Below are 25,907 nucleotides of genomic sequence, written 5' to 3'. Positions count from 1 at the left end.
CGACATTATCGACCCTCCAATCGGATCACCATCGTGTCGAAACTACTCATCGTGGGCTGACTGATGTAGGTCTTCTACCAGGACACCGGCAGTTCGTAGACGCCGTAAGCGAGCCTGTCGTGTTTGAATGGAATGTCTTGAATGGGTACGGCCAGTTTCAGGGTGGGCACCCGACGGAACAGGGTGTGATACACGATCTGCAATTCGGCTCGAGCCAGCTGCTGACCCACGCATTGGTGTCTGCCGTAGCCGAATGCGACGTGCTGACCGGCCCTGGACCGATGCAGGTATAGCCGCTCGGGCTCGTCAAAAGCGTTGGGGTCCCAATTGGCTGGAGCCAAATCGATGATGATGCCCTCGCCGGCGCGGATGACTTCTCCCGCGATTTCGATGTCTTCGATCGCGACCCGCCGCTGCCCGTTTTGGATGATGGACAGGTAACGGAGCAGTTCCTCGACCGCGTTCGCGATGACCTTCGGGTCGTCGGCATCCCGAAGCACCGTCAACTGGTCGGGGTTTTCCAACAGCGCCAGCACGCCGAGCCCGATCATGTTGGCAGTGGTCTCGTGTCCCGCGATCAGCAGCCCCGTTCCCAGTTGAGCGGCTTCGCGCACGCTGATCTCGCCCGCCTTGACGCGCTCGGCAAGATCCGACACGGCGTCCTCGGCGGGGTTGTCCATTTTGGTCTCAACCAGTTTCGCCAGGTACTTCGACAGCCCGGCTGCGCCTTTGGCGGTGTCTTCCCCGGTCGCATAGCGTGCCAGCCCGATGTTGGCGTGATGCTGGAAGAATTCGGCATCCTCATACGGCACGCCCAACAGCTGGCTGATCACCAGCGAGGGAACCGGCAGAGCCAACGCGGTAACCAGGTCGGCGGGTTGGGGGCCGGCGAGCATGGCATCGATGTGCTCGTCCGTGATCTGCTGGATTACCGGTCGCAGGCCTTCGACCCGTTTGAACGTGAACGGGCGCGACAGCATCCGCCGGAACCGGGTGTGCTCCTCGGCGTCTGAGGTGAAAACCGACCGCGGACGCTTGTGCACGGTCGACCACATGCCCTCGTTCCAGTGCGGAAACCCCGGACGCCGGTCGTCAACACTGACCCGAGGGTCGGAGAACAACGTCCTCACTTCCTCGTAGCCGGTGATGAGCCATGGCGTGCTGCCATCCCAAATCCGCACCCTGCTTAGCGGTTTGGACCGGCCGAGCGCCAACACGTCCGGTGGCGGTGCGAACGGGCAGCGGCTGTCCCTGGCCATCGGGTAGTCGGGGAAGTCGGCGGCGGCCTCGGTTGCAGGTCCGGTGAGGGTGTCGGACACTTCGTCACTCCTCGATGTGGATGGCCAGTGCGGGGCAGTTTGCCGCAGCGTCGCGGGCATTCTCGGCTTGCTCGGCCCGCGGGTTCGGGTCGAGCAGTACGACGACGCCGTCTTCGTCCCGCTGGTCGAAGATCTCGGGTGCTCGCATTACGCAATTACCGGAAGAGGCGCATTTCTGTTGATCCACGGTCACTTTCATCACGGGCTGCCCTCCCATGGGGTAACCGGCGCGAGCCACAGGCCCACAATGGCGTCGATCAGACCGGACGCGGCGGTGTCCCAGCTGGGACGGGGCACGGGTGTGCCGGTGGCCAGCGCGCGTTCGTAGTCGGCACAGGTGTGAACCAGCAGGTTTCGGGCCATCACGTTGCGCTCCGCGCGAACCTCGGCCGGCAATTCGGGGAGACAGTGGTTGATACCGTCGATCACCTGGACCAGCGACGGCGAGCTGAGCGCATCCTTGACCACGATGTGGTAATAGGCCGGGTCGGTCATTACCTGCGCGGCGAAACGCGCATACCAAGTGGGGTTGCCGAGAGCCGCGAGGTGCTCGGTCAGCGGGCGCACCAGGCACCCCACCCACGCCCGTATGTCGCTGGAGTCGTCAATGGCCGCCACCATCTGCTCGCGCAGCTGTTCGATCGGTGCCCGGTGTTTTTCCTCGATCGCGCGCACCAGATCGGTCTTGGTGCCGAAGTGGTAGCCGACCGCGGCGTTGTTGCCTTGGCCGGCGGCCTCGCTGACCTGCCGGTTCGACACAGCGAACACTCCATGCTCGGCGAACAACCGCTCGGCCGCGGTAAGGATCGCCTCCTGGGTGGTGCTGGCCCGCTCGCTGCGCGCTGTCCGCGCTGTGGTCACGACGCTTAGTCAACCCCCTGCCCGCGGTTAAGTCAAGCGATTGATTTAAAATTGCGATCGCACCGTGTCACCGCGCCGCCGCATTGGCTTGCCTGCAACGGTCCCGCCGTCGACCGGCAGCACGGTGCCGGTCACATAGCGGGATCGATCGCCAGCAAAATACAGCGCGGCCTCGGCGACGTCGCCCGGTGTGCCTTCTCGCTCCAGCGGCCGGTCTGCCCGCATCTGTTCGCGGATGGCCCGCTCGAACCGCACGAGCTCTTCGCCCGACTTGCCGGCCGCCGACGAGGCCAGCAACAGCGTGGGAATGTTGCCGGGCGCAATGCAATTGACCCGGATGCCGTACTGCGCCAACTCGATGGCGGCAGATTTGGTGAACTGGATGACCGCCGCCTTGGACGCGCGATAGCTCATCACGCCGCCACCGGCCTGGATGCCCCCGATGGACGACATGTTGATGATCGACCCGCCGCGGCCTGTCATCTGCCGCGCGGCGTCGCGGGTACCCACCATCACCCCGAGCACGTTGACCGCCATCACCCGGTGGAAGTCGGCGAGGTCGTCGTCGAGGAAGCTGCGGTGCATCGCGCTGGGGATGCCGGCGTTGTTGACCATGATGTCGAGCCCGCCGAAATGCTGCGACGCGAACGCCACCAGCGCCCCGACGTCGTCAATGTCAGCGACGTCGGCCCGCCGGAAAACCGCTTGAACGCCATGGCTTTCGGCTAGCGCGCTGCCGCGGTCGACGTCGATGTCGGCTATCACCACCCGGGCACCCTCGGCGAGAAACTTCTCCACGATGCCGGCCCCGATGCCTGATGCGCCGCCGGTGACGATCGCGACCTTGCCGGCCAGTTCGTTGACCACACGACGAGTTAATCGGTGTCGCCGTGGTTAAGTCAAGCGATTGATTTAGGATTCGGTTCCCACGGCCTGGCTTCTGATTCGGCCGATCAGTTGTCACCGGATGGTGGCCTGGGAAACCCTAATTCTTCGACTGCGCGGCCCGTGTGCGTGATACGTTCAGCGCGGTGGTGGGGCTGTCCAATATCGGGAATTCCGTGCGCCGTCGGGTCGACGGGCCGCGGAATCTGTTCGACGCTTCGGACTTACCCGTCAACGATTCGAAGGAGCCGATTTGAAACTCAACCGTTTTGGCGCCGCGCTGGGTGTCGTGGCCACCAGCGCGCTGGTGTTGTCCGCATGTGGCACCGAGAACAACGTGAAGCAGGGACAGCCGACGTCTGGCGGGTCGGCGGCGAAGGTGAGTTGTGGCGGGTCGAAGACGCTCAAGGCCAGCGGCTCGACCGCCCAGGCCAACGCGATGGCGCGCTTCGTCAACGCGTTCGAACAGGCGTGCCCAGGTCAAACGCTGAACTACACGGCCAACGGATCGGGTGCGGGGATTACCGAATTTATCGGCAAGCAAACCGATTTCGGCGGTTCCGATGTACCGCTGAGTTCGGAGGAACACGGCAAAGCCCAACAGCGCTGCGGTTCGCCGGCGTGGGACTTGCCGGTAGTGTTCGGCCCGATCGCGGTCACCTACAACGTCAAAGGCCTAAGCCTAAATCCGTGGATGGTTCCGGTGATTTGATCGGCGTGTGAACAGCGAAAATGCCTTCTGAACTGGGACAATACGAGTGCTGAGGCCGCATTTGTCCATAGTCCGGGAAGGCACTTTCGATGCACTCATCGTATACGTTCACCACCGGATCGGCGGTGTTTGACGAGCAGAATCTGCTGTCGGCGGCCGGGTTGGTGCCAGTGCTGGAACTGGCTGAGCAGACCGGTCTTTCGGAATTGATCAACGAGCGCGTGGATCTGCCGTCGACTCGGGTGAAGTCCGGCGCGGTCAACCCGGCTGGCAAGCTGACCTCGATCGTCGCCGGGATGATGTGCGGCGCGGACAGCATCGATGATGCCAATGTGCTGCGCGCCGGCGGCACACCCCGGGTGTTCAACGAGGTATATGCCCCATCGACGTTGGGGATCTTTTTGCGCGAGTTCACCTTCGGGCATACCAAACAACTCGCCGCAGTGGCCCGCGAGCATCTGATCGCACTGGCGGCGCGCACCCCGCTGCTGGCTGGCGCCGACGAGCGGATGTTTTTGGACATCGACTCGCTGCTGCGCCCGGTCTACGGCCACGCCAAGCAGGGCGCCTCCTTCGGTCATGCCAAGATCGCCAGCCGCGCGCTGCTGCGGCTGGGCCTGTCCCCACAGATCACCACCATCTCCACGGCGACCGCCGCGCCGGTGATCGCCGAGGCGCAGCTACGGAGCGGCAAAGCCGCCTCCGGGCGCGGTGCCGCATACCAGCTCAAGCAGGCGATCACCACCGCGAAAGCGATCAACCCCGACGCGCCGATCCTGGTGCGCGGCGACTCAATGTTTGGCACCAAGAAAGTGATCACCACCTGCATTCAGCGAGGCGCCGAATTCTCCCTGTCGATCAGCCGCAACAAGCGCATCAACGCCGCGATCGCCGCCATCGACGAGGCCGCCTGGACCCCGGTGCACTACCCGGGCGCGGTCGAAGACCCCGACACCGGGGCGTTGATCTCCGATGCCCAGGTCGCCGAAACCCCTACACCCTGCGCCTGGCCCGCGGCCGAACACTGACCGTGCGGCTGGTAGTGCGCCGGGTCAAAGACGCCCGCCACCTGGATGCGTTGTTTCCGGTGTGGCGCTATCACCCGTTTGTCACCAACTCCGCGCTGCCGGTCGACCAGGCCGATATCACCCACCGACGCCACGCCATCATCGAAACCACCTTCGCCGATTTAATCGACGGCCCACTGGCACACATCCCGTCGGGGCTGTTCGCGGCCAACTGCGCCTGGCTGGCCTGCGCGGTGATCGCCCATAACCTGCTGCGCGCCGTCGGCACCCTCGCCGGTGGCCACCATGCCGTGGCCCGCGGGGCTACCCTGCGCCGCGACCTGATCAACATCCCGGCCCGCTTCGCCGCCCCGGCCCGCAAACCAATGCTGCACCTACCCGCCCACTGGCATTGGCGAGCCAGATGGAAGGCCCTGTGGCACAACGTCATCGGTTACCCGATCGCGCAACCCCGCGCCGCCTGACCCCACCTTCCAAGCCCTGTCCGCCCCGCCATCCCAGGCCCGACCCAAGGAACCCAAAGGAAAGCTGGTACAGGCCAGCGGATCACCCACGCCCCACCGCGCCACACTCGGCCGCATCCCAAAACAACCGCGTCGACGGCAACACGAAATCACCCATCCACGGATTCAGGCTAAGCACACTGGCTCTCGACGGGCCGACGGCCGCCAAGATTTTCAACGGCGCCATCACCACCTGGGATGATCCCGCGATCAAGGCGCTCAACGCCAACGCCACCTTGCCGGCTGAGCCGATCCATGTCGTGTTCCGCAGCGACCAGTCCGGCACCACCGCCAACTTCCAGGAATACCTCGATGCCGCATCCAATGGTGCCTGGGGCAAAGGCTCGGGAAAGACGTTCAACGGCGGTGTCGGGGAGGGTGCCAAGGGCAATGACGGCACATCCGCGGCGGTGAAGAGAACCGAGGGCGCAATTACCTACAACGAGTGGTCGTTCGCCCAAGCGCAAAAGTTGAACATGGCCAAGATCGTCACCTCGGCGAGCCCGGAGCCGGTCGCGATCAGCACGGACTCGGTCGGCAAGACAATCTCCGGGGCAACGATCAAGGGGCAGGGCAACGACTTGGTGCTTGACACGATGTCGTTCTACAAGCCGACCCAGGCCGGTGCCTATCCGATCGTGCTGGCGACGTACGAGATCGTTTGCTCCAAATACCCGGAGTCCGACGTCGGCACCGCGGTCAAGGCGTTTCTGCAAGCTACCATCGGCCCCGGTCAGACGGGCCTCGCGGACAACGGGTATATCCCAATTCCGGATGGGTTCAAGCCACGGTTGTCGACCGCGATCAACGCCATCTCGTAATCTGAGGCCGTCATGGCCAAAGAATCGCTAGCCCGGCGGCCCACCCCCGGGGGGTCGACGGCGCTGACGGCGATTGATGTGCGCGCAGCACGGCGGGGAGACCGGCTGTTCAAGTCGTTGGCGGTTGCGGCCGGTTTGACGATCGTTGCCGCGATCGCGTTGATCGCGACCTTCCTATTGCTGCGCGCGGTGCCGTCACTGCGCGCCAACCACGCCAACTTCTTCACTAGTGCCAAATTCGATACCACCGATCCCGACAACCTGGCGTTCGGCATCCGGGACCTGTTCATGGTCACGGTGTTGAGTTCGGTGTTCGCGTTGGCCCTGGCGATGCCGGTGGCGATCGGGATCGCGGTGTTCCTCGCCCAGTACGTGCCGGTGAGGTTCTCGCGTCCACTTGGGGCAATGGTTGATTTGCTGGCCGCGGTGCCGTCGATCATCTTCGGGTTGTGGGGGATCTTCGTGCTGGCGCCGCAACTCCAGCCTGTCGCGACATTCCTTAATCGCGAACTTGGGTGGTTGTTCCTGTTCAAAAAGGGCAACGTGTCGCTGGCCGGTGGCGGGAGCATCTTCACGGCCGGCATCGTCCTTGCGGTGATGATCTTGCCGATCATCACTTCGGTATCACGGGAAGTGTTCCAGCAGACCCCGATTACCCAAATCGAGGCAGCGCAGGCGCTTGGCGCCACGAAGTGGGAAGTGGTGCGAATGACCGTGCTGCCGTACGGGCGCAGCGGTGTCGTCGCAGCGTCAATGCTGGGTCTGGGCCGGGCCCTTGGCGAAACCGTGGCGGTGCTGATCATCCTGCGTTCGACCGTGCACGGCGGAAGTTGGTCGCTGTTCGATGGCGGGTATACTTTCGCCTCCAAGATCGCTTCTGCCGCCACCGAATTCAGTCAACCGTTGCCGACGGGCGCCTACATCTCAGCCGGATTTGCACTGTTCGTGCTTACCTTTATCGTCAACGCCGGTGCCCGCGTGATCGCGGGCGGAAAGGTCAACGCATGAGTTCAGTTGCGCTTGACCAGCCGGTCAAAGCGCCGGTGTTTCGCGGCATCAGCATCGGGCGACGACTGAAAAATGCCTTCGCAACAACGCTATTCGTCACCTCGTTCCTCATCGCGATGGTGCCGCTGGTGTGGTTGCTCTGGGTGGTCGTCAAGCGAGGCTGGTATGCGGTCACCCGGGCCGGCTGGTGGACCCACTCGTTGCGAGGTGTGTTGCCCGAGCAGTTCGCCGGCGGGGTGTACCACGCGATCTACGGGACGGTAGTGCAAGCCGCGGTGGCCGCGATTCTCGCCGTGCCGCTGGGCTTGATGGTCGGGGTTTACCTGGCCGAATATGGTCCCGATCGCCTGACGCGGTTGACCACGTTCATGGTCGACGTGCTCGCCGGGGTGCCTTCGATCGTGGCGGCGTTGTTCATCTTCAGTTTGTGGATCGCCACCCTGGGATTCGAGCAGAGCGCCTTCGCGGTGTCGCTGGCATTGGTGCTGCTGATGTTGCCGATCGTGGTGCGCGCCACCGAGGAGATGCTCAAGCTGGTGCCCGACGAGCTGCGAGAAGCCGGTTACGCCTTGGGGATTCCGAAATGGAAGACGATCGTGCGTATCGTCATCCCCACCGCGCTGCCGGGCATCATCTCCGGAGTCTTTTTGTCGATCGCGCGCATCATCGGCGAAACCGCCCCGGTGCTGGTGCTCGTCGGGTACAGCCGCTCGATCAACTACGACATCTTCAACGGCAACATGGCCTCGTTGCCCCTGTTGATCTACACCGAACTCGACAACCCCGAAAACGCCGGCCATCTGCGGGTCTGGGGCGCCGCCCTGACCCTCATCGTCGTAGTCGCCGTCGTCAACCTGGTCGCCGGGGCGATCCGGGTATTTGCCAGCCGCCGCGGTGAGCTCGCCGTCAGGTCGGCGGTAACTTCACCACCCTGTTGTTGCCCCGGTCGGCGACGTACACGTTGCCGCCGTCGTCCACCACGACGCCCAGTGGGGTGTTGAGGCCGGTGAACGGCAGCACAGTCGTGGTGTTGGTCCCGGCCGCCAACTTCACCACCTTGCTGTCGTCGTGCTCGGTGGCATACACGTTTCCGGCCTTGTCTACCCCTACGCCCCAGGGCACGCTGACGCCGGTGAAGGGAAGCACAACCTGGTTGGACCCGCCTTCGAGCTTCAGCACCCGGTTGTTGTCGGTGTCGGTGACGTAGACGTTGCCGGCGGTATCCACCGCCACGCCGTCGGGGTGGTTGAGGTCGGTGAACGGCAGATCGCTCTGGGTGTTGGACCCGGCGTCCAGCTTGACCACCCGGTTGTTGCCCCGGTCGGCGACGTACACGTTGCCGGCGGTATCCACGGCCACGCCCTCCGGGTAGTTGAGGCCGGCGATCGGCAGGTCGGTCTGGTTGTTCGATCCGGCCGGCAGCTTGACCACCCTGTTGTTGAAATCGGACACATACACCGTGCCGGTGCTGTCGATCGCGACGCCCTGCGGTTCGTACAGACCTGAGAACGGCAATACCGCCGGTGTGCTCGAGCCCGCCGGCAACTTCACTACCCGGCCGTACATGCCCTGGTTGGTGACGTACACGCTGCCGGCGCTGTCCAGCGCCACCCCACCCGGGGAGAGCCGAAAGTTCAAGCCGTTGAACGGAAGCACGGTCTGTCCCGCCGCCGACTGATTGCCGCGCGGCGGCGCAAGGACCAGGTAGGCGACGGCGGCGATGACGGCGACGACCACCAGCGCAGTCGCGCCGATCAGGATGCCGCGCCTGCCCTGGCGGCTATCTTGGGGGTGCAGCCACCCCGGCAAGTTGGTGGGCGCCGGCGTGGGTGACCATCCCCCCGTCGGGATGCCGGGGGCGGTGCCCGACGGCACGGGCCGGGCCATCGTCGCGCCGGTGCGGGGGCGGCGGGGGCGGGCGTGGTCTGAGGGGCCGCGGCCACAGCGCGGGCCGGCCGGGTTTCTTCCTCGCTTTGCTGCAGAATCGTCGCGGCCTGGTGCTGCTCGGATGTGGTCAGCGCATCATGGGCGGCCCGGGCCAGCTCACCGGCGCTCCGGTAACGCTCGTTCGGGTTTTTCGCCATGCCTTTGGCGATCACCTGGTCCAAGGCCGGCGGGATCTTTCCAGGCCGCAACTCGCTGGGCCGCGGCGGCGGCTGCATCAGGTGCGAGGCGATCAACCGCTCCATGCTGTCCGTCGGATAGGGGGGCGAGCCCGTCAAACACTCGGCCAGCACGCACGCCAGCGAATAGATGTCGGCGCTGTGGGTTACTTGGTCGCCGCTGAACCGTTCGGGAGCCATGTAGTTGTAGGTCCCGACCGCGGTCCCGGTCTGGGTCAGGCCGGGGTCGGTGGCGGCGCGGGCGATCCCGAAGTCCACCAGGTAGGCGAAGTCGTTGCCGGTGATCAAGATGTTTTCCGGTTTCACGTCCCGGTGCGTGACGCCCGCGGCGTGCGCGGCGTCCAGCGCACTGGCGACTTGGCTCAGGATCGCAACCGCGCGTGCCGGGGGCATCGGACCCTGGCGCAACAAGACGTTGCGCAACGAGATGCCGTCGATCAGGCGCATCTCCACATAGAACTGCCCGTCGATCTCGCCGTAGTCATGGATCGGCACCACATGCGGCTCGGTCAGCCGCCCTGCCGCGTCGGCCTCGCGTTGCAGGCGCGCACGAAACACCGGGTTCCCGGAAAACTGGCCGGAGATCAGCTTCAACGCCACCACCCGGTGTTTGCGCGTGTCTTCTGCCTCATAGACTTCGCCCATCCCGCCGCGGCCGAGCAGCCGCATCAGCTGATACGGTCCAAACCGCGATCCGACCCGCGAAAGCTGGGGGTTGCTCACCGTCGATGCTCCCTTCCCCCGGCCAGCTCCGCCGAGGCGCCGCAGCAGCCCGCGGTTTCTCGCGGCCACCCCAGCGCCGGCGAACCCGCCGGCGAACCGGTGCTATGCGTCAACACGACAATTGCGTGGCCAGAAACCCGCAAGATGGTCCTATTCATAGCGAATTCTGAGCCATTTCATAAAATTCGATCTCCGGTTGCTGGGACGCGCAGACGTTAATCACGAGATAGCATTCACCGCCGTCTCCAATTTCGACTCAAAAGACTTCGGCAGCGGAATGTACCCATATTGGTCTAAGCCCTCTTGGCCTGGACCGATTGTGGCTTGCATAAACGCTTTTACCGCCGCGCCGGTTGCCGAATCCGGGTACTTCGAGCACACGATCTCGTAGGTCGCCAGCACCAGCGGGTAGGCGCCCGGCTGCGTCGGTTTGTAAAACGACACCGTGTCGAGCACCAGGTCGTTGCCCTGTCCCTTGAACCTGGCCCCGGCAATCGTCTTGCCGACCGAATCGGTGGTGATCGCTACCGGATCAGGACCGGCCGACGTAATGATCTGAGCCATGCTCAGCTGACGCCCCACCGCATAGGACCACTCGTTGTAGGTGATCGCCCCGTCTGTGCTCTTGACGGCCGCTGAGGTGCCGTCATTTCCGTTGTAGCCGTCACCGACCCCGCCGTTGAACACTTCGCCGGTGCCCTTGCCCCATGCGCCGTCGGATGCGGCATCGAGATAGTCCTGGAAGTTGGCCGTCGTGCCGGACTTGTCGCTGCGGAATATGACGTGGATCGGTGTTGCGGGCAGATTGGTGTCGCCGTTGAGCGCCTTGACCGCCGGGTCGTTCCACAGCGTGATGGCGCCGTTGAAGATCTTCGCGATGGTGGGGGCGTCCAGGTTCAGCGTGCTGACGTCTTTGATGTTGTAGGTGATCGCGATCGGGCCGAAAACCGCGGGCAGATCCCATGCCGGCGAACCGCATCGCGCCGCTGCCCGGTCTGGCTGACCCTTGGACGGGTCGAGCGGCTTGTCAGAGCCGGCCAGGTCGGTTTCGTTGCTGACGAACTCCTCCACCCCTTTGCCGGAGCCGTTTGCCGCGTAGTCCAGCGTGTAGCCGGGGCACGCCCGGATATAGGCGTAGACAAATTGCTCGATAGCATGCACCTGCGCGGTGGAGCCGCTGGCGTGCAGCTTCTTCTTACCGCCGCAGTTCACCGTCGTCGACCCGCCGTCGGCCTGCGACGATGAGCCGTTCGTTTTGCCGCCGCATCCCGCCAACACCAGTGCGCTGACCGCCACCACGCTCAACGCGGCGCTGAATCGGTTGCGCTTCGACGCGCTGAGGCGCCGGCCCCGGGCGGGAATACAGTTGAACACACCGCGAATATACGGCGATTTGAAGATGAACGGAGCATGAACGGCCGACGTCGTGCGGGGTTATGTGAAATCGCCAACCGCAGAGTTCACCGTAACTGATCGAAGAACTCGAGCAGGACTTCATTGACGACGTCGGCTTTTTCGATTTGCGGGCAGTGCCCAGCTCGCTCGACCACTTGCCAACTTGCGCCGTCGATCTGCTTGGCGATTTCGGCGGCCCAACCTGCGGGCAGAAGTTTGTCGCCGCCTCCCTCCACGACCAGTGCGGGCACATCGATGCGCTCATAACGCCGTGCGCTCGACGGAGTCGGCGGCGGCGGTGCGCCCGGGCGGCGGAACCGAGCCGCGGCCACCGCCTCCCATGCCCCCGGCGCAGTGCTCGACTCGTAGCGGCGCTGCACGTACTCGTCGTCGGCCGAGTAGCCGGCGTCGTAAAACAGCGCCTCGACGATGCGGCGCATGCCGGGCAGCGTCGCGTCATAGTCGTAGAGCGCCCGCATGTAGCGATTGCGCTGGATCTCGCCACCCCCGCAGATCACCACCATGCTGCGCATCGGCAACAGCGGCAAATCCGCCGTCGCGTCGGTGAGCAGCATGATGGCACCCATCGAATTGCCGACGAAATGGGCGGCGTCGATGCCCAGCTCGGCGCAGAACCGGGCCACATGCCGAATCCGCATGCCGCGCCCGTCGTTGAAGTCGATGACTTTCGCCGATTCGCCAAAGCCCAGCAGGTCCGGGGCTACTACACGATGCTGCTCGGCGAGCGCGGCAATATTGCGTTCCCAACCGATTTCGGCACTGGCGCCGAATTCGCCGCCATGCAGCAACACCACTGGGTCGCCGCGCCCGGCTTCCAGATAACTGGTGACGAGCCCGTCGACCAGCATGGTTTTGCGCTCAAACTGCACACACCGCTCCTCAGTTGGGGCGCGAGATTCCGGCGGAGCGCGCGAAGGTCAGCACCTGTGACGCCAGCAGTTCGAGCTGGCTGCGCACCCCGGCATCGACGAGTTCGCCCGTTTCGTCCCAGATCTGGTCGGCAGAGTTGATTGCAACGCCCAGCGGAGTGGGCCAGGCGCGCAGCGCGTGCCCGATGGCTCGCAGCTGATCGAGCGTGCCCACCGCCGCCTGCCACCCGTAGGCGCAGCTGATGCACCCCCAGGGCTTGTTGTCGAGGTAGACCCGGGAATCGTCGCGCATGTCCTCGATGTAGTCCAGCGCATTCTTCACCAGCCCGGACACGCCGCCGTGGTAGCCCGGCGAGCCGACGATGACGGCGTCGGCCTCCCGCAGCGCGCTGATAAGCTCGACCGCTTTCGGGGTGCGGGCCGGGTCGTGCGGGTTGTACATCGGCAGTTCGATGTCGGCGCCGCAATACAATCTGACACGACCACCTTGTCTTTCCACCGATGCCAGGCAGTGCCGCAGCGCTCGTTCCGTCGATGAGTTGGAGCGCAGGGTGCCTCCGACCCCGACAACCAACGGCCCAATGCTTTGCGTCATGGCATACCTACTTTATTGCGATGGGATTGACCGGAGAGCCCACGGCACCAATTACTCTCAGCGGCGGGGCGACGAGTTGGAAGTCGTAGACACCGTCGGCAGCACAGTCTTCGGCCAGCGCGGTGAGGTCCCAGTATTCGCCGAGCATCAACCCCATATCCCGCAGGCACAGCATGTGCATCGGCAGAAAAGTTCCCTCGACCCCAGAGAGCGGGTCTTCGACCATCAGGTTGTCAGCGGCGACAGCTGCGATGTCGTGATCGTAAAGCCAAGCCGCGCAACGCCAGTCCAATCCCGACCCGAGTTCACTGCCGTCACCAGTGCTTAGAAACCTTGCCCACCAGCCGGTTCGGACCAACACGATGTCACCACGCCCAACTTTCACTTTCTGGGACCGAGCGACCTGGTCCAATTCTTCGGGGGTGATCGGATTGCCTAGCTCCAGAAAGGTTTCCACGCCCCGATGCCGGACAAGGTCCAACAGCACTCCTCGAGAGGTGATGCCTTTTCCATCGACTTTGTCAATACCGCAGTGATATGCACCGAAGCTGGTCACTGAGCTCGCCGGAAACCCGTTGTAGAGCTGATCGTCGTAGTAGACGTGAGACAGCGCATCCCATTGGGTGGCCGCCTGCAGCGGCATGATGATCATGTCGTCGTTGAATCGGAACGGATTGTCCTCGAAATATCCGCTCAGTTGCTGTGCGACAGTGTTGCGGGCCCACCGGGGACCATAGCGGGCCAGTGTACTGGCGTCCCCGCCGTCGACGGTCATCACGTGCATCGGATTATGACGAAACTGAAACGCGCCCTGCGGGCCACCCGAGCCGAAGTCGACGCCGAGCGGAAAGACCTTGCCGTGCTTGACCAAGGATGCCGCCTCGGCGACTTTCTCGGCGGTGATGAAGTTCAGTGTGCCGAGTTCGTCGGCGTCACCCCAGCGTCCCCAATTGCACACTTGGCGGGCGACTTTGCGGAATTCGGTCAAGCTGGCCACGGGACCCCTCTTCTCTCGAGGTCGCGGCCGATGGCAGCACCGATATTGCCGCCGTCGACCCATACAACTTGGCCAGTGATGTAACTGGCGGCACGACTGTTGAGGAACACCAGCACCGCGGCCTGTTCAGCGGGTTCGGCATTGCGGCCCAGCGGTTTGGCGATGTTGTCGAGATACGGCTGACCGTAGGCATTACGCAGCTGGTCGAGTATCGGGGTTTCGGTGACGCCCGGGCCGGTGCAGTTGATGCGAACGCCTCTTGCGCCCAAAGGCACAGTGTTCTTCATCGTGTAGAGGATGATCGCCTCTTTCGACAACCGGTAGCCCCCGTCGGCCAGTACATTTCGCTGAGCGCGACACCAATCTATCCCCTCGGCCATCGTCTGGGTACGCAGCAGACCAGCCACCTGGTCTTGATGCTCCCGGTACGAGGCGGCCGCTAGCGAGGACACGCTCACGATGCTCGATCCAGCGGGCATCGTAGGGATGACCGCCTCGGTGAGCTGGCGCAGGCCGAGGAAGTTGATGGTGACGACCCGCAGCGGGTCGCCGATTCCCGAGGAGACACCGGCGACGTTGAACAGCGAATCGACCCGATCGCCGATCGAAGCGACGGCGCAGTCGATCGACGCGGGATCGGCCAGGTCAAGCTTGAAGAATTCACTGATGTCGAATGGCGGTGGACGCAGGTCCAATCCGACTACGTCGGCGCCGAGCTCGGCGAGCTGATGCGCGACCTGCGCGCCGATTCCCGACGAGCACCCGGTCACCACCGCCCTCCGGCCGTCGTAGCGCCAAAGTTCGTCGATCTGTCCCATGGTTCACGTCGTTCGCTGCTGGTCGGCGGCCGGGTTTCTGCTGGCCCACCCTTCCTGCTTGAGTCTCTTGGCGGCTTGCTCGATGCCGGCGTTCATCTCGTCCATCGCCAAGGAGACCTCGTTTGCCGTGTAGTGGTCTCGACCGGTGGGCAGGCCGCCGAATGCGTAGCTCTCGTCGAATTCCGGGGCATGCGATTCGGGTCGGCGCGCCTCCAACTTTTCGATGATCGGTTCCAGCCGCTTGGCTTTGTCGGTCCTCGCCTTCTCGTCGCGGTCGATGAACTCAGGAAGCACCTGCTTGCCCATCAGCTCGATCGATTCCATCGTCGCCTCGTGGGTTCGCGGGGTGAGCAACAGGATGAGTTCGTCGACGCCGCTTTCCTCGTAGCCGCGCAGGAACTCCCGCACCGTGGCCGGGCTGCCGATCGGGCCTCGCCCGGGTCCGTAGGCGAGCGTCGGATCCTTGTCGACTTCTTCGAGATATCTCTTCCAGACGCCGGTCCGACCGGGTGTGTGCGTACCGGTCATGTAGTAGTGCATTATTCCGAATGCGAAGAATCCGCCCCCTTTGCCGAGGCGTTCGACGGCCTGCTCATCGGTGGGGGCGACCATCATCGACAGGTCGCCGCCGATGGCCAGGATGTTCGGGTTGACCTGCGGCGTCACCGGAGCGCCATGCTCCTCCAACTCCTTGTAGTAGCCGTTGACGCGTTCGGTCAGCGGCCCCGGGCCGGTGTAGGCGAAACTTAGTGCGCCGATGCATTTCTGCGCGGCCATCTGCACAGAGGCGGGTCGTGTGCAGGCGACCCACACAGGCGGGTGGGGCTTTTGCAGCGGCTTGGGCACAACGTTGCGGGGCGGCATCTCGACGTGGCGGCCCTTGAACCCGGTGAACGGCTCCTCGATCATGCAGCGTATTGCGACCTCCAGCGCCTCTTCCCACATGGCCCGCTTGTCGGCGGGGTCGATCCCGAACCCACCCAATTCACCGACCGACGACGACTCACCGGTGCCGAATTCCACCCGGCCATTGGACAGCAGGTCGAGGGTGGCGATGCGTTCAGCGACCCTCGCGGGATGGTTGACGGGCGGTGGCAGGTGCATGATCCCGAACCCGAGCCGAATGTTGTTGGTCCGTTGGCTCGCTGCGGCGAGAAAAATCTCCGGCGCGGTGGAATGGCAGTACTCCTCCAGGAAGTGGTGCTCGGTGAGCCACACTGTGGAAAACCCGGCCTTGTCGGCCAGTTCGACCTCCTCCAGGCCGTCCTGGAACAGCTTGTGCTCATCGTCGGGTGCCCACGGGCGCGGCAGTGGAAATTCGTAGAAGAGCGAGATTTTCATAACCTAACACCTCCGTTGTGAGGTCGATTCGATAGCGGCGGTCGTGATTTCGTTGGCGATGTGCTTTGCCGCGACGTAACCGAAAGTCATCGCCGGGCCGATCGTGGCACCGGCACCTGCATAGCTTCGGCCCATCACTGATGCAGCCGTGTTTCCCACTGCGTAAAGGCCTTTCACCACGCTGTCGTCGCTGCGCAGTACCCGGGCGTATTCGTCGGTGCGCAGACCGCCTGAGGTGCCGAGGTCACCGAGAATGATCTGAAACGCGTAGTACGGCGGCTTGGTCAGTGGGTACAGGTTGGGGTTGGGGAGGGTGGGATCGCCATAGTAGTTGTCGTAGGCCGAATCCCCGCGGTTGAAGTCGTCGTCATGACCCCGGCGGGCCAACTCGTTGAACCGCTCGGCGGTACGCCGCAGCGCCTCGGCGGGCACATCGATCTTGCCGGCGAGTTCCTCCCAGCTGCGGCCCTCGTGGACAACCCCGGACTGCAGCCATGCCCTGGGTACCTTCCGGCCGGTGGGAACCGGCGCGAAGGGCACCTTGGGGATCGGCAGATGCCCGGCAATGACGTAGCGGCGAAACGATCGGATGTCGGTGATCAGCCAGCACGGAATGTGGCTGACCCCGAAGCGCTGACCCTCGATCATGGCGTGCGCGAAGTCCATGTAAGGAGCTGCTTCGTTCACGAATCGCTTGCCCGCGCCGTTGACCACGAATTGCGACGGCATCATCCGCTCGTTGAGCATGAATTGCAGGCGTCCGTCGGGCCACTGGATAGCCGGGAACCACCACGCCTCATCGAGTAGTTCGGTTGAGCCGCCGACCTTCTCACCTGCCCGGATACCGTCACCCGTGGCCAGGGGATTACCAAAACTCCAGTCTTTTTCCAGGACCGGCAGATACCGCCTGCGCCAGTCCAAGTCATGGTCGAAGCCCCCGGTGGCCAGGATGACCCCGCGGCGCGCACCGATCCGCTGCGCCAACCCGTCGCGCTCGATCACGGCGCCGATCACCGCACCGTCGCCGTCGGTGATCAGCTCGGTCATCGGAGCGCCCAGCCATATCGGGATTCCGCGCTCCTTCAGCGCCAGCCGCAGCCGCGCCGCCAGCGACTGCCCGATTGCGGCCATTCGCTCGCCGAACAGCCTTGCTCTCGCCATCCGCCAAATCAGCTTCACCAGCACGGCTTTGCCGCGCCAGTTCTGACGGATCTGATAGAAAAGACGAAGATCCTTGGGCCCTAGCCAGATTCCCTTCGGCGTCAGGGTAAGCGGAGCCAGCAGGTGCTGCTCTTCGTCGCCCAACGCGCGGAGGTCGATGGCCGGCACGTTAATCGTGCTGCCGAGCGCCGAGCCTCCGGGCAGCTCAGGGTAATAGTCGGCGTAGCCGGGCTTCCACACGAACTCCAACCACGGACTGGTCTGCTCCAGGAACTCCATCATCACTGGAGCAGCCTCGACGTACTGCCGTAAGCGGGCGTCGCTGACTAGGCCGCCGGTGATCTGGCGCAGGTATTCGAAAACATCACCCGGAGAGGGGCTATAGCCTTCTCGCTTCTGCGCTGGCGCACCGGGCACCCAAATACCCCCGCCTGAGAGCGCGGTCGATCCCCCGAAATGGGACGACTTTTCCACGATCAGGGTGTCGAGCCCGGATGCGTCGGCGGCCAATGCAGCGGTCATCCCGCCGCCGCCGGAGCCCACCACGAGCACGTCGACGAGATGGTCGAACACCCCGGTCATGCCGGCACCGCCGTTCGGACGGCGAAAGCGGCGATCAGCTCGGGTGCGGGCCGGTAGTAGCGCAGCAGCGTCTTGTATGCACCCTGAGTGGCCAGCGCGGCGAAAGCGGCAACCCAGGTGCGGATTTCGTGCGCGGAGTTGCCCGCCTCGTGTGTGATCCACGAGTTCGACCAGGAATCGAGGTCGGCGAGGTGACCGTGATCGAGGATTTCCAGCAAGCGGTGATCCCATGCGGGGTTGAGGGGTTGCTGTTGGCTCTCGCCGTGCGCGAAGTGGTGCGCCGCCTCCATCACGGCGACCTGCCGGGCCCGCCGCTGTTCGGGCGTCAGGGGCCGGCCGTGCACGATGCGCTCCAGGGCGGATGGCGAGGCAGTGGCCAACGTGGGCATCGGTGGATCATGCGATAGCCCACCGGATCCGACGACCAACACCCGGTTGGCCACTGTCGTGAGGTAGCCGCCCACGGCCGCCCCTAAGCCTAAATCCGTGGATGGTTCCGGTGATTTGATCGGCGTGTGAACAGCGAAAATGCCTTCTGAACTGGGACAATACGAGTGCTGAGGCCGCATTTGTCCATAGTCCGGGAAGGCACTTTCGATGCACTCATCGTATACGTTCACCACCGGATCGGCGGTGTTTGACGAGCAGAATCTGCTGTCGGCGGCCGGGTTGGTGCCAGTGCTGGAACTGGCTGAGCAGACCGGTCTTTCGGAATTGATCAACGAGCGCGTGGATCTGCCGTCGACTCGGGTGAAGTCCGGCGCGGTCAACCCGGCTGGCAAGCTGACCTCGATCGTCGCCGGGATGATGTGCGGCGCGGACAGCATCGATGATGCCAATGTGCTGCGCGCCGGCGGCACACCCCGGGTGTTCAACGAGGTATATGCCCCATCGACGTTGGGGATCTTTTTGCGCGAGTTCACCTTCGGGCATACCAAACAACTCGCCGCAGTGGCCCGCGAGCATCTGATCGCACTGGCGGCGCGCACCCGCTGCTGGCTGGCGCCGACGAGCGGATGTTTTTGGACATCGACTCGCTGCTGCGCCCGGTCTACGGCCACGCCAAGCAGGGCGCCTCCTTCGGTCATGCCAAGATCGCCAGCCGCGCGCTGCTGCGGCTGGGCCTGTCCCCACAGATCACCACCATCTCCACGGCGACCGCCGCGCCGGTGATCGCCGAGGCGCAGCTACGGAGCGGCAAAGCCGCCTCCGGGCGCGGTGCCGCATACCAGCTCAAGCAGGCGATCACCACCGCGAAAGCGATCAACCCCGACGCGCCGATCCTGGTGCGCGGCGACTCAATGTTTGGCACCAAGAAAGTGATCACCACCTGCATTCAGCGAGGCGCCGAATTCTCCCTGTCGATCAGCCGCAACAAGCGCATCAACGCCGCGATCGCCGCCATCGACGAGGCCGCCTGGACCCCGGTGCACTACCCGGGCGCGGTCGAAGACCCCGACACCGGGGCGTTGATCTCCGATGCCCAGGTCGCCGAAACCCCTACACCCTGCGCCTGGCCCGCGGCCGAACACTGACCGTGCGGCTGGTAGTGCGCCGGGTCAAAGACGCCCGCCACCTGGATGCGTTGTTTCCGGTGTGGCGCTATCACCCGTTTGTCACCAACTCCGCGCTGCCGGTCGACCAGGCCGATATCACCCACCGACGCCACGCCATCATCGAAACCACCTTCGCCGATTTAATCGACGGCCCACTGGCACACATCCCGTCGGGGCTGTTCGCGGCCAACTGCGCCTGGCTGGCCTGCGCGGTGATCGCCCATAACCTGCTGCGCGCCGTCGGCACCCTCGCCGGTGGCCACCATGCCGTGGCCCGCGGGGCTACCCTGCGCCGCGACCTGATCAACATCCCGGCCCGCTTCGCCGCCCCGGCCCGCAAACCAATGCTGCACCTACCCGCCCACTGGCATTGGCGAGCCAGATGGAAGGCCCTGTGGCACAACGTCATCGGTTACCCGATCGCGCAACCCCGCGCCGCCTGACCCCACCTTCCAAGCCCTGTCCGCCCCGCCATCCCAGGCCCGACCCAAGGAACCCAAAGGAAAGCTGGTACAGGCCAGCGGATCACCCACGCCCCACCGCGCCACACTCGGCCGCATCCCAAAACAACCGCGTCGACGGCAACACGAAATCACCCATCCACGGATTCAGGCTAAGGCCCGGGCACGTCTTATCGGGCCCAGCGGTGTGGCCACCGAGTTGATGAAGATCGGGACGACGGGGAGCTGTGCGGCATCGCCGAATAGTGCCTGCAACGGCTGGACTGCGCCGTGGTCGACCTGCATGCTGGCCGAAATTGCGACGTCGACGCCGGCGTCGAGAACAGCCTGCGCACAAGCGGTTGCGGTGTCGCTGGGCACGTTGAGCGGCCCGGCCTGAGTGCCGTAATCGCCGACGGCTTCTGCTGCCGTGCCGATGCAGAACGGCGGCATCAGCTTGTAGAAGAAGCCGTTGTAGTGGTCCGGCGCGAAGATTACGACAAGCTCCGGGTCGTACTCGCGCACAAACTCGCGGGCATCGGCCAGAGCCGAGTTGATGTCGTCAAGGAGATCCTGCGACGGTCCGGGAAGGTTCAGTAGCGGGCTGTGGGACATGCAGCACAGAGCCAGAGTCGCCTCCATCGGAACGTGAGCCTCCTCCCTGAGTCAGATAGAGAACGTTGAACAGCGACGCGCTCACTTCGGGTGCGCGTTGGGCGATGCAAGCGCCCGCGATACACCGGTCGGGACGGAGGAACAACACGGATTCGGTGTGGGCGTCAAACCATGACTTGAGCGCACCGGTGCGGTCGCCGACGATGACGACGTCAGGATCGTCGTGGCCGGTCCAATGCAGCTGGGTCATCGGCCGGACGACGACAAACTTGGCGCCCAACCGTTTCCAGCGTTCGAACGCATCGTTGCCGAGCAGCGCGCGGGGATTGTTACTCCAACACAGCACCGCGAACCATGGCCCGAGTACGTCGTCAAGCAGAACGTTCTCCGCGTCGCGAGTGTCGACGCGGGGCTGGACGAACAGCGTGCCCACCGGTGAGGTGGCCGAGCGCGGCTGGCTGTGAAAGACGGCGCCGTGCTCGTAGCGAGGCATCGGTTTGAACCTCATCTCGAGTACGAAGCGCTTCAAGCTCGGTACCACTGAGGCAGCCCGAATTATGTTGTCCCGCAGCCCCGCAACGCGGCGGTTGGTCGGAGAGATTACCCGGCCGACGAGGGTGGAAAGGTCGATCATCGCGCGGGCGTGCTTGCGTCGCTCCACGTCGTAGGTGTCCAGCAGGGCGTCGTCGGCCTGGCCGTTGACCACCGCGGCCAGCTTCCAGCCCAGGTTGGCGGAGTCGCGGATACCGCTGTTGTAGCCCTGCCCCTGCCACACCGGCATCAGGTGCGCGGCATCGCCGGCCAGCAACAGCCGGCCGCTTCGAAAGGATCCGGCGATCCGCGAGTGGTGGGTGTAGACCCGATGCCTGATCACCTCGACGCGGTCCGGATAGGGTATCCGCTGCGAGAGCATGCGCTTGACGAACGCCGGATCCTCGGCCTGTTCGTCGGACTCATCGCCGTGAATCATGAACTCAAAGCGCCGAATTCCGTGCGCAATTGAGATCGACACGTAGGGGCGCGCGGGGTCGGCGCCGACCTCGCTGTTGGGATGGCCCAAGGGATCATTGGCGACGTCGACGACCAGCCAGCGCGTCGGTGAGGTAGTGCCCTCGAATGACACGCCCATCAACTGCCGGATGGTGCTGCGCCCGCCGTCGCAGCCAACCACATAACGGGCGCGCACGAACCTGTTGGTGGAAAGCTCGACGGTCACGGCCTCGGCGGTTTGCGAGCAGTGCTGCATCCGGTGGCGCCACATCACCTCGACGTGGTCGAAACGCTCGAGACCGGCGAGCAACTCGGCGTCGACCATCGGTTGCACGAAACCATTGCGCTTGGGCCACCCGAATTGGGCGTCCGGTGGCGCCATCTCGGCGAGCAGCCTGCGTTTGGCGTCGAAGAATCGCAGAATCTGATTGGGCACTGTATGCGGCAGGATGCGGTCGACCAGGCCGATCGCCTGGAAGGTGCGCAGCGCCTCGTCGTCGAGGCCGACACCGCGGGGGTAGTCGATGAGGGTGTCGCGCTCCTCGACCACTAGTGTGCGGACTCCTTGCAGCCCAAGGATGTTCGCAAGCGTCAGCCCGACCGGTCCGGCCCCGACGATAACGACGTCGACATCCGTTGCCACGCTCAGCGCCCCAGCAAAAAGTCGATGTGTAATCGGTTGAATGTCTTGGCGTCTTCGTATTGCGGCCAATGTCCGCACCCGGTCATCAGCTCGAAGCGGGCACCGGGAATCATCGATGCAATACGGCGGCCCTCGCTGACGTCTGCTGTGGGGTCATCGCTAGTCCACAGCACGAGGGTGGGCGCGGTGATGGCCCCGTAGTCGTTGGGGCCCAACAGGTTGCGCGCCCTGATCTTCGGGTCCTGCAGCGCCATGATGTCGCGCATCGCGGCGGCGAATCCCGGCTGGCGATAGATCCGTTGTCGGCTGGCGACCAGATCGTCGTAGCCCTTCGACTTGTCGGCCATCAGCCACTTGATGCGGGACTGCACGGTCTCCCACGTCGGGTTCTCTACCGCCGCCATCGACAATGTGACGATCCGGTTCATCACCTCCGGATCGGCCTGGGAACCGCCAGCGGTGTTGAGGACGAGCCGGTCGAGTCGGTCGGGATGGTCGATGGCGGCGCGGGCTGCCACCCAGCCGCCGAGCGACTCGCCGGACAAGCTGACCCGCTCGGCTCCGATCGCATCGAAGACTGCGACCAGGTGGTCGACGTAATGGTGGATCTCCAGCGGGTGGCCGGGCTTGTCGGTGTAGCCGTGGCCCAGCATGTCGATCGCCCACGTCGAGAAGTGCTCGGCATGGGCGTCCAGGTTTCGGACATATGCCTCGGCGTGTCCACCCGAACCGTGCAGCAGCACGAGCGCGGGCAAGTCCTCGTCCCCGGCGTGCAGGTAACGGGTGCGCACTCCACCGGCGTCAAGGTAGCCCTGCGAGAACGTGACGCCCTGCAGGTCGCTCCAGATGCTCTCGTGCTCGGGCACTGGCCACCTCTCTTGACGGGTCTTGACGCAAGAATGGAGTTCTCGTAATTTGTAAGCAGTCTGCTCATTTATCGCACAAGCATGTGCACTATAGTTAGAGCATTCCTCTCGTCGGTGCGTCTGTCAAGGAAGGGGGTGCCATGGCAGAGGCCAACGCCGGCCGCCCGAACGGTGCACCCGGGTCGCAAACACTGGCCAGGGGTCTGGCTGCGTTGCAGCTGGTCGCGACTTCCCGGCAGGGGCTGACCGTGCAGGAGGTTGCCGACCGCATCGGGGTCCACCGGACCATCGCGCATCGCCTGCTGACCACGCTTGCGCAGTTCCGCCTGCTGGCGAAGGGCGGGGACGGCCGTTACCGGTCCGCTTCCGGCCTGGCGGTCCTCGGCGCGTCGTTCGACAACAACGTCCGGCAACTGAGCATGCCGACGCTGCGCGCGCTGGCCGACGATCTGGGAACTACGGTCTCGTTGCTGGTCGCCGAGGGCGACCAGCAAGTGGCGATCGCGGTAGTCGTGCCCGGCCACGTCTCCTATCAACTGTCGTTTCACGAGGGCAGCCGCTATCCGTTGGATCGAGGCGCGGCGGGCATCGCGCTGCTCGCGAGCATGCCGGCCCGCCCGGGGGAGCGGGACCTGGTGCCGCAGACGCGACAACGGGGTTGGGTGCTTACTTACGGGGAGATCGAGCCGAACACCTACGGCCTCGCCGTGCCGGTTCGTCGGAGCCCGCCGTCGCCGCCGACCTGTATCAACCTCATCTCGCACCGAGAAGACGTGGTGATGCGCGGCAAGGACGCAGTCATCAAGGCTGCCAACGATTTATCGGCAATTCTTAGCTGACTGCCGCGAAAGGATGCGCAGGTGACCGATTGGGATCGTGAGGTCGATGTCGCCGTGCTCGGCTCCGGTGCCGCGGGCCTGACCGCGGCGTTGACGTCGGCGGTCGAGGGCGCCGCCGTAGAGGTGTTCGAGAAGGCCGCGACTGTCGGTGGTACATCCGCGGTTTCAGGTGGGGTCGTGTGGATTCCGGCTCACGACCGGCTTCCTGGCCGTGAGCTCACCGTTGCTGACGCGATGAGATACCTGCGGGCGCAGTCCCTCGGCGCGATGGACGACGCGCTCGTGGAAACCTTCGTCCGCACCGGCCCGGCAATGCTCGACTTCCTCGAGGCCCACACCGGGCTGCGGTTCCACGTTGCCGAAGGATTTCCCGATTACAAGCCGGAACTCCCGGGCGGCCAGCCGGCGGGCGGACGCTCGTTCACCATTGCGCCCTACGACCTTGGGCAGCTCGGCGAGTGGGGTGATCGGATTACGTCGTTCCCCGCGGATTTCAGCAACGTGGGCATCGACGCCGAGACCCGCGCCCGCATTCACGCGTCCCGAGGCGACCAACCCGGGGAGTTGTGTGTCGCCGGTACGGCGCTCGTTGCCGGATTGCTCAAGGGGCTGCTGGACAAAGGGGTAGCAATCCACACACGTGCACGCGCGGTCGAGCTGATTGCCGACGCCCCCGGAATCACCGGCGTCCGAATCGCTTTCCCTGATGCGACGAGGCAGGTCCGCGCTCGCCGCGGAGTGATATTGGCTTGCGGCGGTTTCGAATGGGATCGCTTTTTGGTCGGCGCGTTTCTGCGTGGCCCCATGCATGGTCCCGTCTCACCGCCCTACAACACCGGCGATGGGCTGCGGATGGCGATGGCCCAGGGCGCCGACCTGGCCAACATGGGCGAGGCGTGGTGGGTGCCCATTGTGCAAATCCCGGGCGACACGTTCGACGGGCATCCCCGCAGCCGCAGTGTTCGCCTCGAACGCACCCGCCCGCGCAGCATCATCGTCAACCGCGCCGGTCGCCGATTCGTCAACGAGGCAGGCGAATACAATTCGATGGCCGGAGCATTCCATTACCTGGATCCTCGCGGGGGCTATGTCAACGATCCGGCGTGGATCGTGTTCGACGCAGTGCATTTGAAGCGCTATGGGTTCCTGGGTATTGCGCCGGGACAGCCGGTTCCCGACTGGTTCTCGGCGTCGGCGGATCTTGCCGAGCTGGCCGCCAAGACGGGTATCGACCCCGACGGGCTCGTCCGCACGGTCGACAACTGGAACCGCAACGTTGCGTCTGGCTGCGATCCTGAGTTCGGACGCGGCTCGAGCGCATACGACGGCTACTGGGGCGACGAACACGCCGCCACCCTCGCCGGCAAGACTCTGGGCCCGATCGACACGCCGCCTTTTTACGCGGTCCCGGTAAGTGTGGGCGCAATGGGAACCAAAGGCGGCCCACGCACCGACCGTGACGGGCGGGTGCTGCACGTTCGTGGCACGCTCATACCAGGGCTTTTCGCCGCGGGCAACGCGATGGCGGGTGTCACCGGTAAGGCTTACGGCGGCGCTGGCGGAACCCTCGGGCCGGCAATGGTTTTCGGTTATCGTGCCGGTTACGCCGCGGCGACCGGCGAGTCGCTGGACTGAGCTATCCGCTCCACAGAACACGTACCGGATCACTGCCGTTTCAGCCGGCGGCATCGCGCACCAGCTTGACCACGGTTGCGTCGGTCGACTCCGTGAGTTCGAACACCGTCGCCGGTCCGCCCGCGGGCCCAGGTAGGCGAAGCCGGGGGCCCTCGTCCTGGCCACCGTGGCGCAGTCGCCAGTCAGCGAAGGGGCCCGGCATTGGGCGGCCGGAATGTACGGCGACCGATCATTCGCCGACGTTGTGGGGCGCGACATCTGCGGGCTGGTTACCGGATGGCCATCCCCACGAAGTAGCTGCCCAGTAAGCACACAGCCATCAGCACGACCCAGCCGTCGGTGAGACGACACAATAAGACAGGAGCGTGCCTGACTTCCATGAACTCGCGGAAGACGATGCGCACCTTGATGAGTGCCATCACGATAGCGCTGGTCGTGACCACGGCGCTCGGCCGCAGCGCCCGGGCGGGATCAACGGAGCCCACCCATAGATAGGCCAGCGTGATCGCCGACAAGAGCAGCCAGACGACTAGCAACCTCTTCGTGAATCCGGCGTGCACT

19 protein-coding genes and 7 pseudogenes are annotated in these 25,907 nt (G+C 64.6%); 8 read left to right on the top strand and 18 right to left on the bottom strand.

Annotated features, from left to right (window positions below; genetic code table 11):
• Positions 1-74: 74 nt before the first annotated feature.
• From MYXE_RS04865 to MYXE_RS04850, 4 genes are read right to left on the bottom strand one after another with little or no spacing between them, the layout of a single operon-like run.
• Positions 75-1,319 (bottom strand): cytochrome P450, encoded by a 1,245-nt coding sequence (locus MYXE_RS04865; RefSeq protein WP_085194400.1) that lies wholly within the window; start codon positions 1,317-1,319, stop codon positions 75-77.
• A gap of 4 nt (positions 1,320-1,323) precedes the next feature.
• Complete coding sequence (locus tag MYXE_RS04860) at positions 1,324-1,518, bottom strand: ferredoxin (protein ID WP_085194402.1); 195 nt, start codon at positions 1,516-1,518, stop codon at positions 1,324-1,326.
• Complete coding sequence (locus MYXE_RS04855; RefSeq protein ID WP_085194404.1) at positions 1,518-2,180, bottom strand: TetR/AcrR family transcriptional regulator; 663 nt, start codon at positions 2,178-2,180, stop codon at positions 1,518-1,520. Before MYXE_RS04855 ends, MYXE_RS04860 begins: the two co-directional genes overlap by 1 nt.
• 45 nt (positions 2,181-2,225) lie before the next feature.
• Positions 2,226-3,047, bottom strand: a complete 822-nt coding sequence (locus tag MYXE_RS04850) for an SDR family NAD(P)-dependent oxidoreductase (protein ID WP_085194406.1) — start codon at positions 3,045-3,047, stop codon at positions 2,226-2,228.
• A 271-nt stretch (positions 3,048-3,318) separates the two neighbouring features.
• Here MYXE_RS04850 and MYXE_RS04845 point away from each other — a divergent pair.
• The 5 genes and pseudogenes from MYXE_RS04845 to pstA form a co-directional block, all read left to right on the top strand.
• A pseudogene (locus MYXE_RS04845) lies at positions 3,319-3,747 on the top strand (substrate-binding domain-containing protein); the annotation flags it as partial.
• Positions 3,748-3,866: 119 nt separating this feature from the next.
• Positions 3,867-5,269 (top strand): annotated as a pseudogene (locus MYXE_RS04840) (IS1380 family transposase).
• 170 nt (positions 5,270-5,439) lie between these two features.
• A pseudogene (gene pstS, locus MYXE_RS04835) lies at positions 5,440-6,129 on the top strand (phosphate ABC transporter substrate-binding protein PstS); the annotation flags it as partial.
• Positions 6,130-6,141: 12 nt separating this feature from the next.
• Positions 6,142-7,137 carry a phosphate ABC transporter permease subunit PstC gene (gene pstC, locus MYXE_RS04830; protein WP_085194411.1) on the top strand — a complete coding sequence of 332 codons (996 nt, stop codon included), beginning with the start codon at positions 6,142-6,144 and terminating at the stop codon, positions 7,135-7,137.
• Positions 7,134-8,039 (top strand): annotated as a pseudogene (pstA, locus tag MYXE_RS04825) (phosphate ABC transporter permease PstA); the annotation flags it as partial. The gene pstC and the pseudogene pstA, both read left to right, overlap by 4 nt.
• A 4-nt stretch (positions 8,040-8,043) precedes the next feature.
• Here pstA and MYXE_RS04820 read toward each other — a convergent pair.
• The 9 genes and pseudogenes from MYXE_RS04820 to MYXE_RS04780 all read right to left on the bottom strand — a co-directional run bounded on the left by MYXE_RS04820 (position 8,044) and on the right by MYXE_RS04780 (position 18,331).
• A pseudogene (locus tag MYXE_RS04820) lies at positions 8,044-9,929 on the bottom strand (serine/threonine-protein kinase PknD).
• 273 nt (positions 9,930-10,202) lie between these two features.
• On the bottom strand, positions 10,203-11,345 hold the full coding sequence (gene pstS / locus MYXE_RS04815) for a phosphate ABC transporter substrate-binding protein PstS (RefSeq protein WP_193364273.1): 1,143 nt from the start codon (positions 11,343-11,345) through the stop codon (positions 10,203-10,205).
• A gap of 98 nt (positions 11,346-11,443) precedes the next feature.
• Complete coding sequence (locus MYXE_RS04810; protein ID WP_085197598.1) at positions 11,444-12,268, bottom strand: alpha/beta fold hydrolase; 825 nt, start codon at positions 12,266-12,268, stop codon at positions 11,444-11,446.
• A gap of 10 nt (positions 12,269-12,278) precedes the next feature.
• A complete protein-coding gene (locus MYXE_RS04805) occupies positions 12,279-12,863 on the bottom strand; it encodes an NADPH-dependent FMN reductase (RefSeq protein ID WP_003922564.1) in 585 nt (194 codons plus the stop codon).
• A 7-nt stretch (positions 12,864-12,870) separates the two neighbouring features.
• On the bottom strand, positions 12,871-13,860 hold the full coding sequence (locus MYXE_RS04800) for a cyclase family protein (RefSeq protein WP_085197600.1): 990 nt from the start codon (positions 13,858-13,860) through the stop codon (positions 12,871-12,873).
• Entirely contained in the window at positions 13,848-14,678 is an 831-nt protein-coding gene (locus tag MYXE_RS04795; protein WP_085197602.1) for a coniferyl-alcohol dehydrogenase, read from the bottom strand. The genes MYXE_RS04800 and MYXE_RS04795 overlap by 13 nt, the downstream gene beginning before the upstream one ends.
• Positions 14,679-14,681: 3 nt before the next feature.
• Positions 14,682-16,019, bottom strand: a complete 1,338-nt coding sequence (locus tag MYXE_RS04790) for an LLM class flavin-dependent oxidoreductase (protein ID WP_085197604.1) — start codon at positions 16,017-16,019, stop codon at positions 14,682-14,684.
• Positions 16,020-16,022: 3 nt separating this feature from the next.
• A complete protein-coding gene (locus MYXE_RS04785) occupies positions 16,023-17,762 on the bottom strand; it encodes an FAD-binding protein (protein WP_085197606.1) in 1,740 nt (579 codons plus the stop codon).
• Entirely contained in the window at positions 17,759-18,331 is a 573-nt protein-coding gene (locus MYXE_RS04780; protein ID WP_112649981.1) for a DODA-type extradiol aromatic ring-opening family dioxygenase, read from the bottom strand. The genes MYXE_RS04785 and MYXE_RS04780 overlap by 4 nt, the downstream gene beginning before the upstream one ends.
• A gap of 28 nt (positions 18,332-18,359) precedes the next feature.
• Between MYXE_RS04780 and MYXE_RS04775 the strand changes: the two are divergent.
• Positions 18,360-19,761, top strand: a pseudogene (locus tag MYXE_RS04775) (IS1380 family transposase).
• A 171-nt stretch (positions 19,762-19,932) separates the two neighbouring features.
• Here MYXE_RS04775 and MYXE_RS04770 read toward each other — a convergent pair.
• The 3 genes and pseudogenes from MYXE_RS04770 to MYXE_RS04760 all read right to left on the bottom strand — a co-directional run.
• A pseudogene (locus MYXE_RS04770) lies at positions 19,933-20,373 on the bottom strand (DODA-type extradiol aromatic ring-opening family dioxygenase); the annotation flags it as partial.
• Entirely contained in the window at positions 20,321-22,006 is a 1,686-nt protein-coding gene (locus MYXE_RS04765; RefSeq protein WP_085197029.1) for a bifunctional 3-(3-hydroxy-phenyl)propionate/3-hydroxycinnamic acid hydroxylase, read from the bottom strand. The pseudogene MYXE_RS04770 and the gene MYXE_RS04765, both read right to left, overlap by 53 nt.
• A gap of 2 nt (positions 22,007-22,008) precedes the next feature.
• Positions 22,009-22,872 (bottom strand): alpha/beta fold hydrolase, encoded by an 864-nt coding sequence (locus tag MYXE_RS04760; RefSeq protein WP_085197031.1) that lies wholly within the window; start codon positions 22,870-22,872, stop codon positions 22,009-22,011.
• 140 nt (positions 22,873-23,012) lie between these two features.
• Here MYXE_RS04760 and MYXE_RS04755 point away from each other — a divergent pair, with 140 nt between their 5' ends.
• Positions 23,013-23,711, top strand: coding sequence for an IclR family transcriptional regulator (locus tag MYXE_RS04755; protein ID WP_085197033.1), 699 nt, complete (start codon positions 23,013-23,015; stop codon positions 23,709-23,711).
• 21 nt (positions 23,712-23,732) lie between these two features.
• Positions 23,733-25,346, top strand: coding sequence for an FAD-dependent oxidoreductase (locus MYXE_RS04750; protein WP_085197035.1), 1,614 nt, complete (start codon positions 23,733-23,735; stop codon positions 25,344-25,346).
• Positions 25,347-25,386: 40 nt separating this feature from the next.
• On the opposite strand, the gene MYXE_RS24260 is transcribed toward MYXE_RS04750, so the two are convergent.
• Positions 25,387-25,548, bottom strand: coding sequence for a hypothetical protein (locus MYXE_RS24260; RefSeq protein ID WP_157139299.1), 162 nt, complete (start codon positions 25,546-25,548; stop codon positions 25,387-25,389).
• Between the two features lie 67 nt (positions 25,549-25,615).
• Entirely contained in the window at positions 25,616-25,906 is a 291-nt protein-coding gene (locus MYXE_RS04745) for a cytochrome C oxidase subunit IV family protein (protein ID WP_003922550.1), read from the bottom strand.
• Between the last annotated feature and the right edge of the window lies 1 nt (position 25,907).

Source organism: Mycobacterium xenopi (assembly GCF_009936235.1).
Lineage (GTDB): Bacteria > Actinomycetota > Actinomycetes > Mycobacteriales > Mycobacteriaceae > Mycobacterium > Mycobacterium xenopi.
Note: the sequence above shows the minus strand (reverse complement) of the source record. Positions and strands in the feature narration are given on the sequence as shown.

Coding starts and splice junctions, on each gene's coding strand:
- pstC (WP_085194411.1), top strand. CDS start 6,142: ATGGCCAAAGAATCGCTAGCCCGGCGGCCCACCCCCGGGGGGTCGACG.
- MYXE_RS04805 (WP_003922564.1), bottom strand. CDS start 12,863: ATGACGCAAAGCATTGGGCCGTTGGTTGTCGGGGTCGGAGGCACCCTG.
- MYXE_RS04795 (WP_085197602.1), bottom strand. CDS start 14,678: ATGGGACAGATCGACGAACTTTGGCGCTACGACGGCCGGAGGGCGGTG.
- MYXE_RS24260 (WP_157139299.1), bottom strand. CDS start 25,548: ATGCCGGGCCCCTTCGCTGACTGGCGACTGCGCCACGGTGGCCAGGAC.
- MYXE_RS04785 (WP_085197606.1), bottom strand. CDS start 17,762: ATGACCGGGGTGTTCGACCATCTCGTCGACGTGCTCGTGGTGGGCTCC.
- MYXE_RS04755 (WP_085197033.1), top strand. CDS start 23,013: ATGGCAGAGGCCAACGCCGGCCGCCCGAACGGTGCACCCGGGTCGCAA.
- MYXE_RS04790 (WP_085197604.1), bottom strand. CDS start 16,019: ATGAAAATCTCGCTCTTCTACGAATTTCCACTGCCGCGCCCGTGGGCA.
- MYXE_RS04780 (WP_112649981.1), bottom strand. CDS start 18,331: ATGCGGCCTCAGCACTCGTATTGTCCCAGTTCAGAAGGCATTTTCGCT.
- MYXE_RS04860 (WP_085194402.1), bottom strand. CDS start 1,518: ATGAAAGTGACCGTGGATCAACAGAAATGCGCCTCTTCCGGTAATTGC.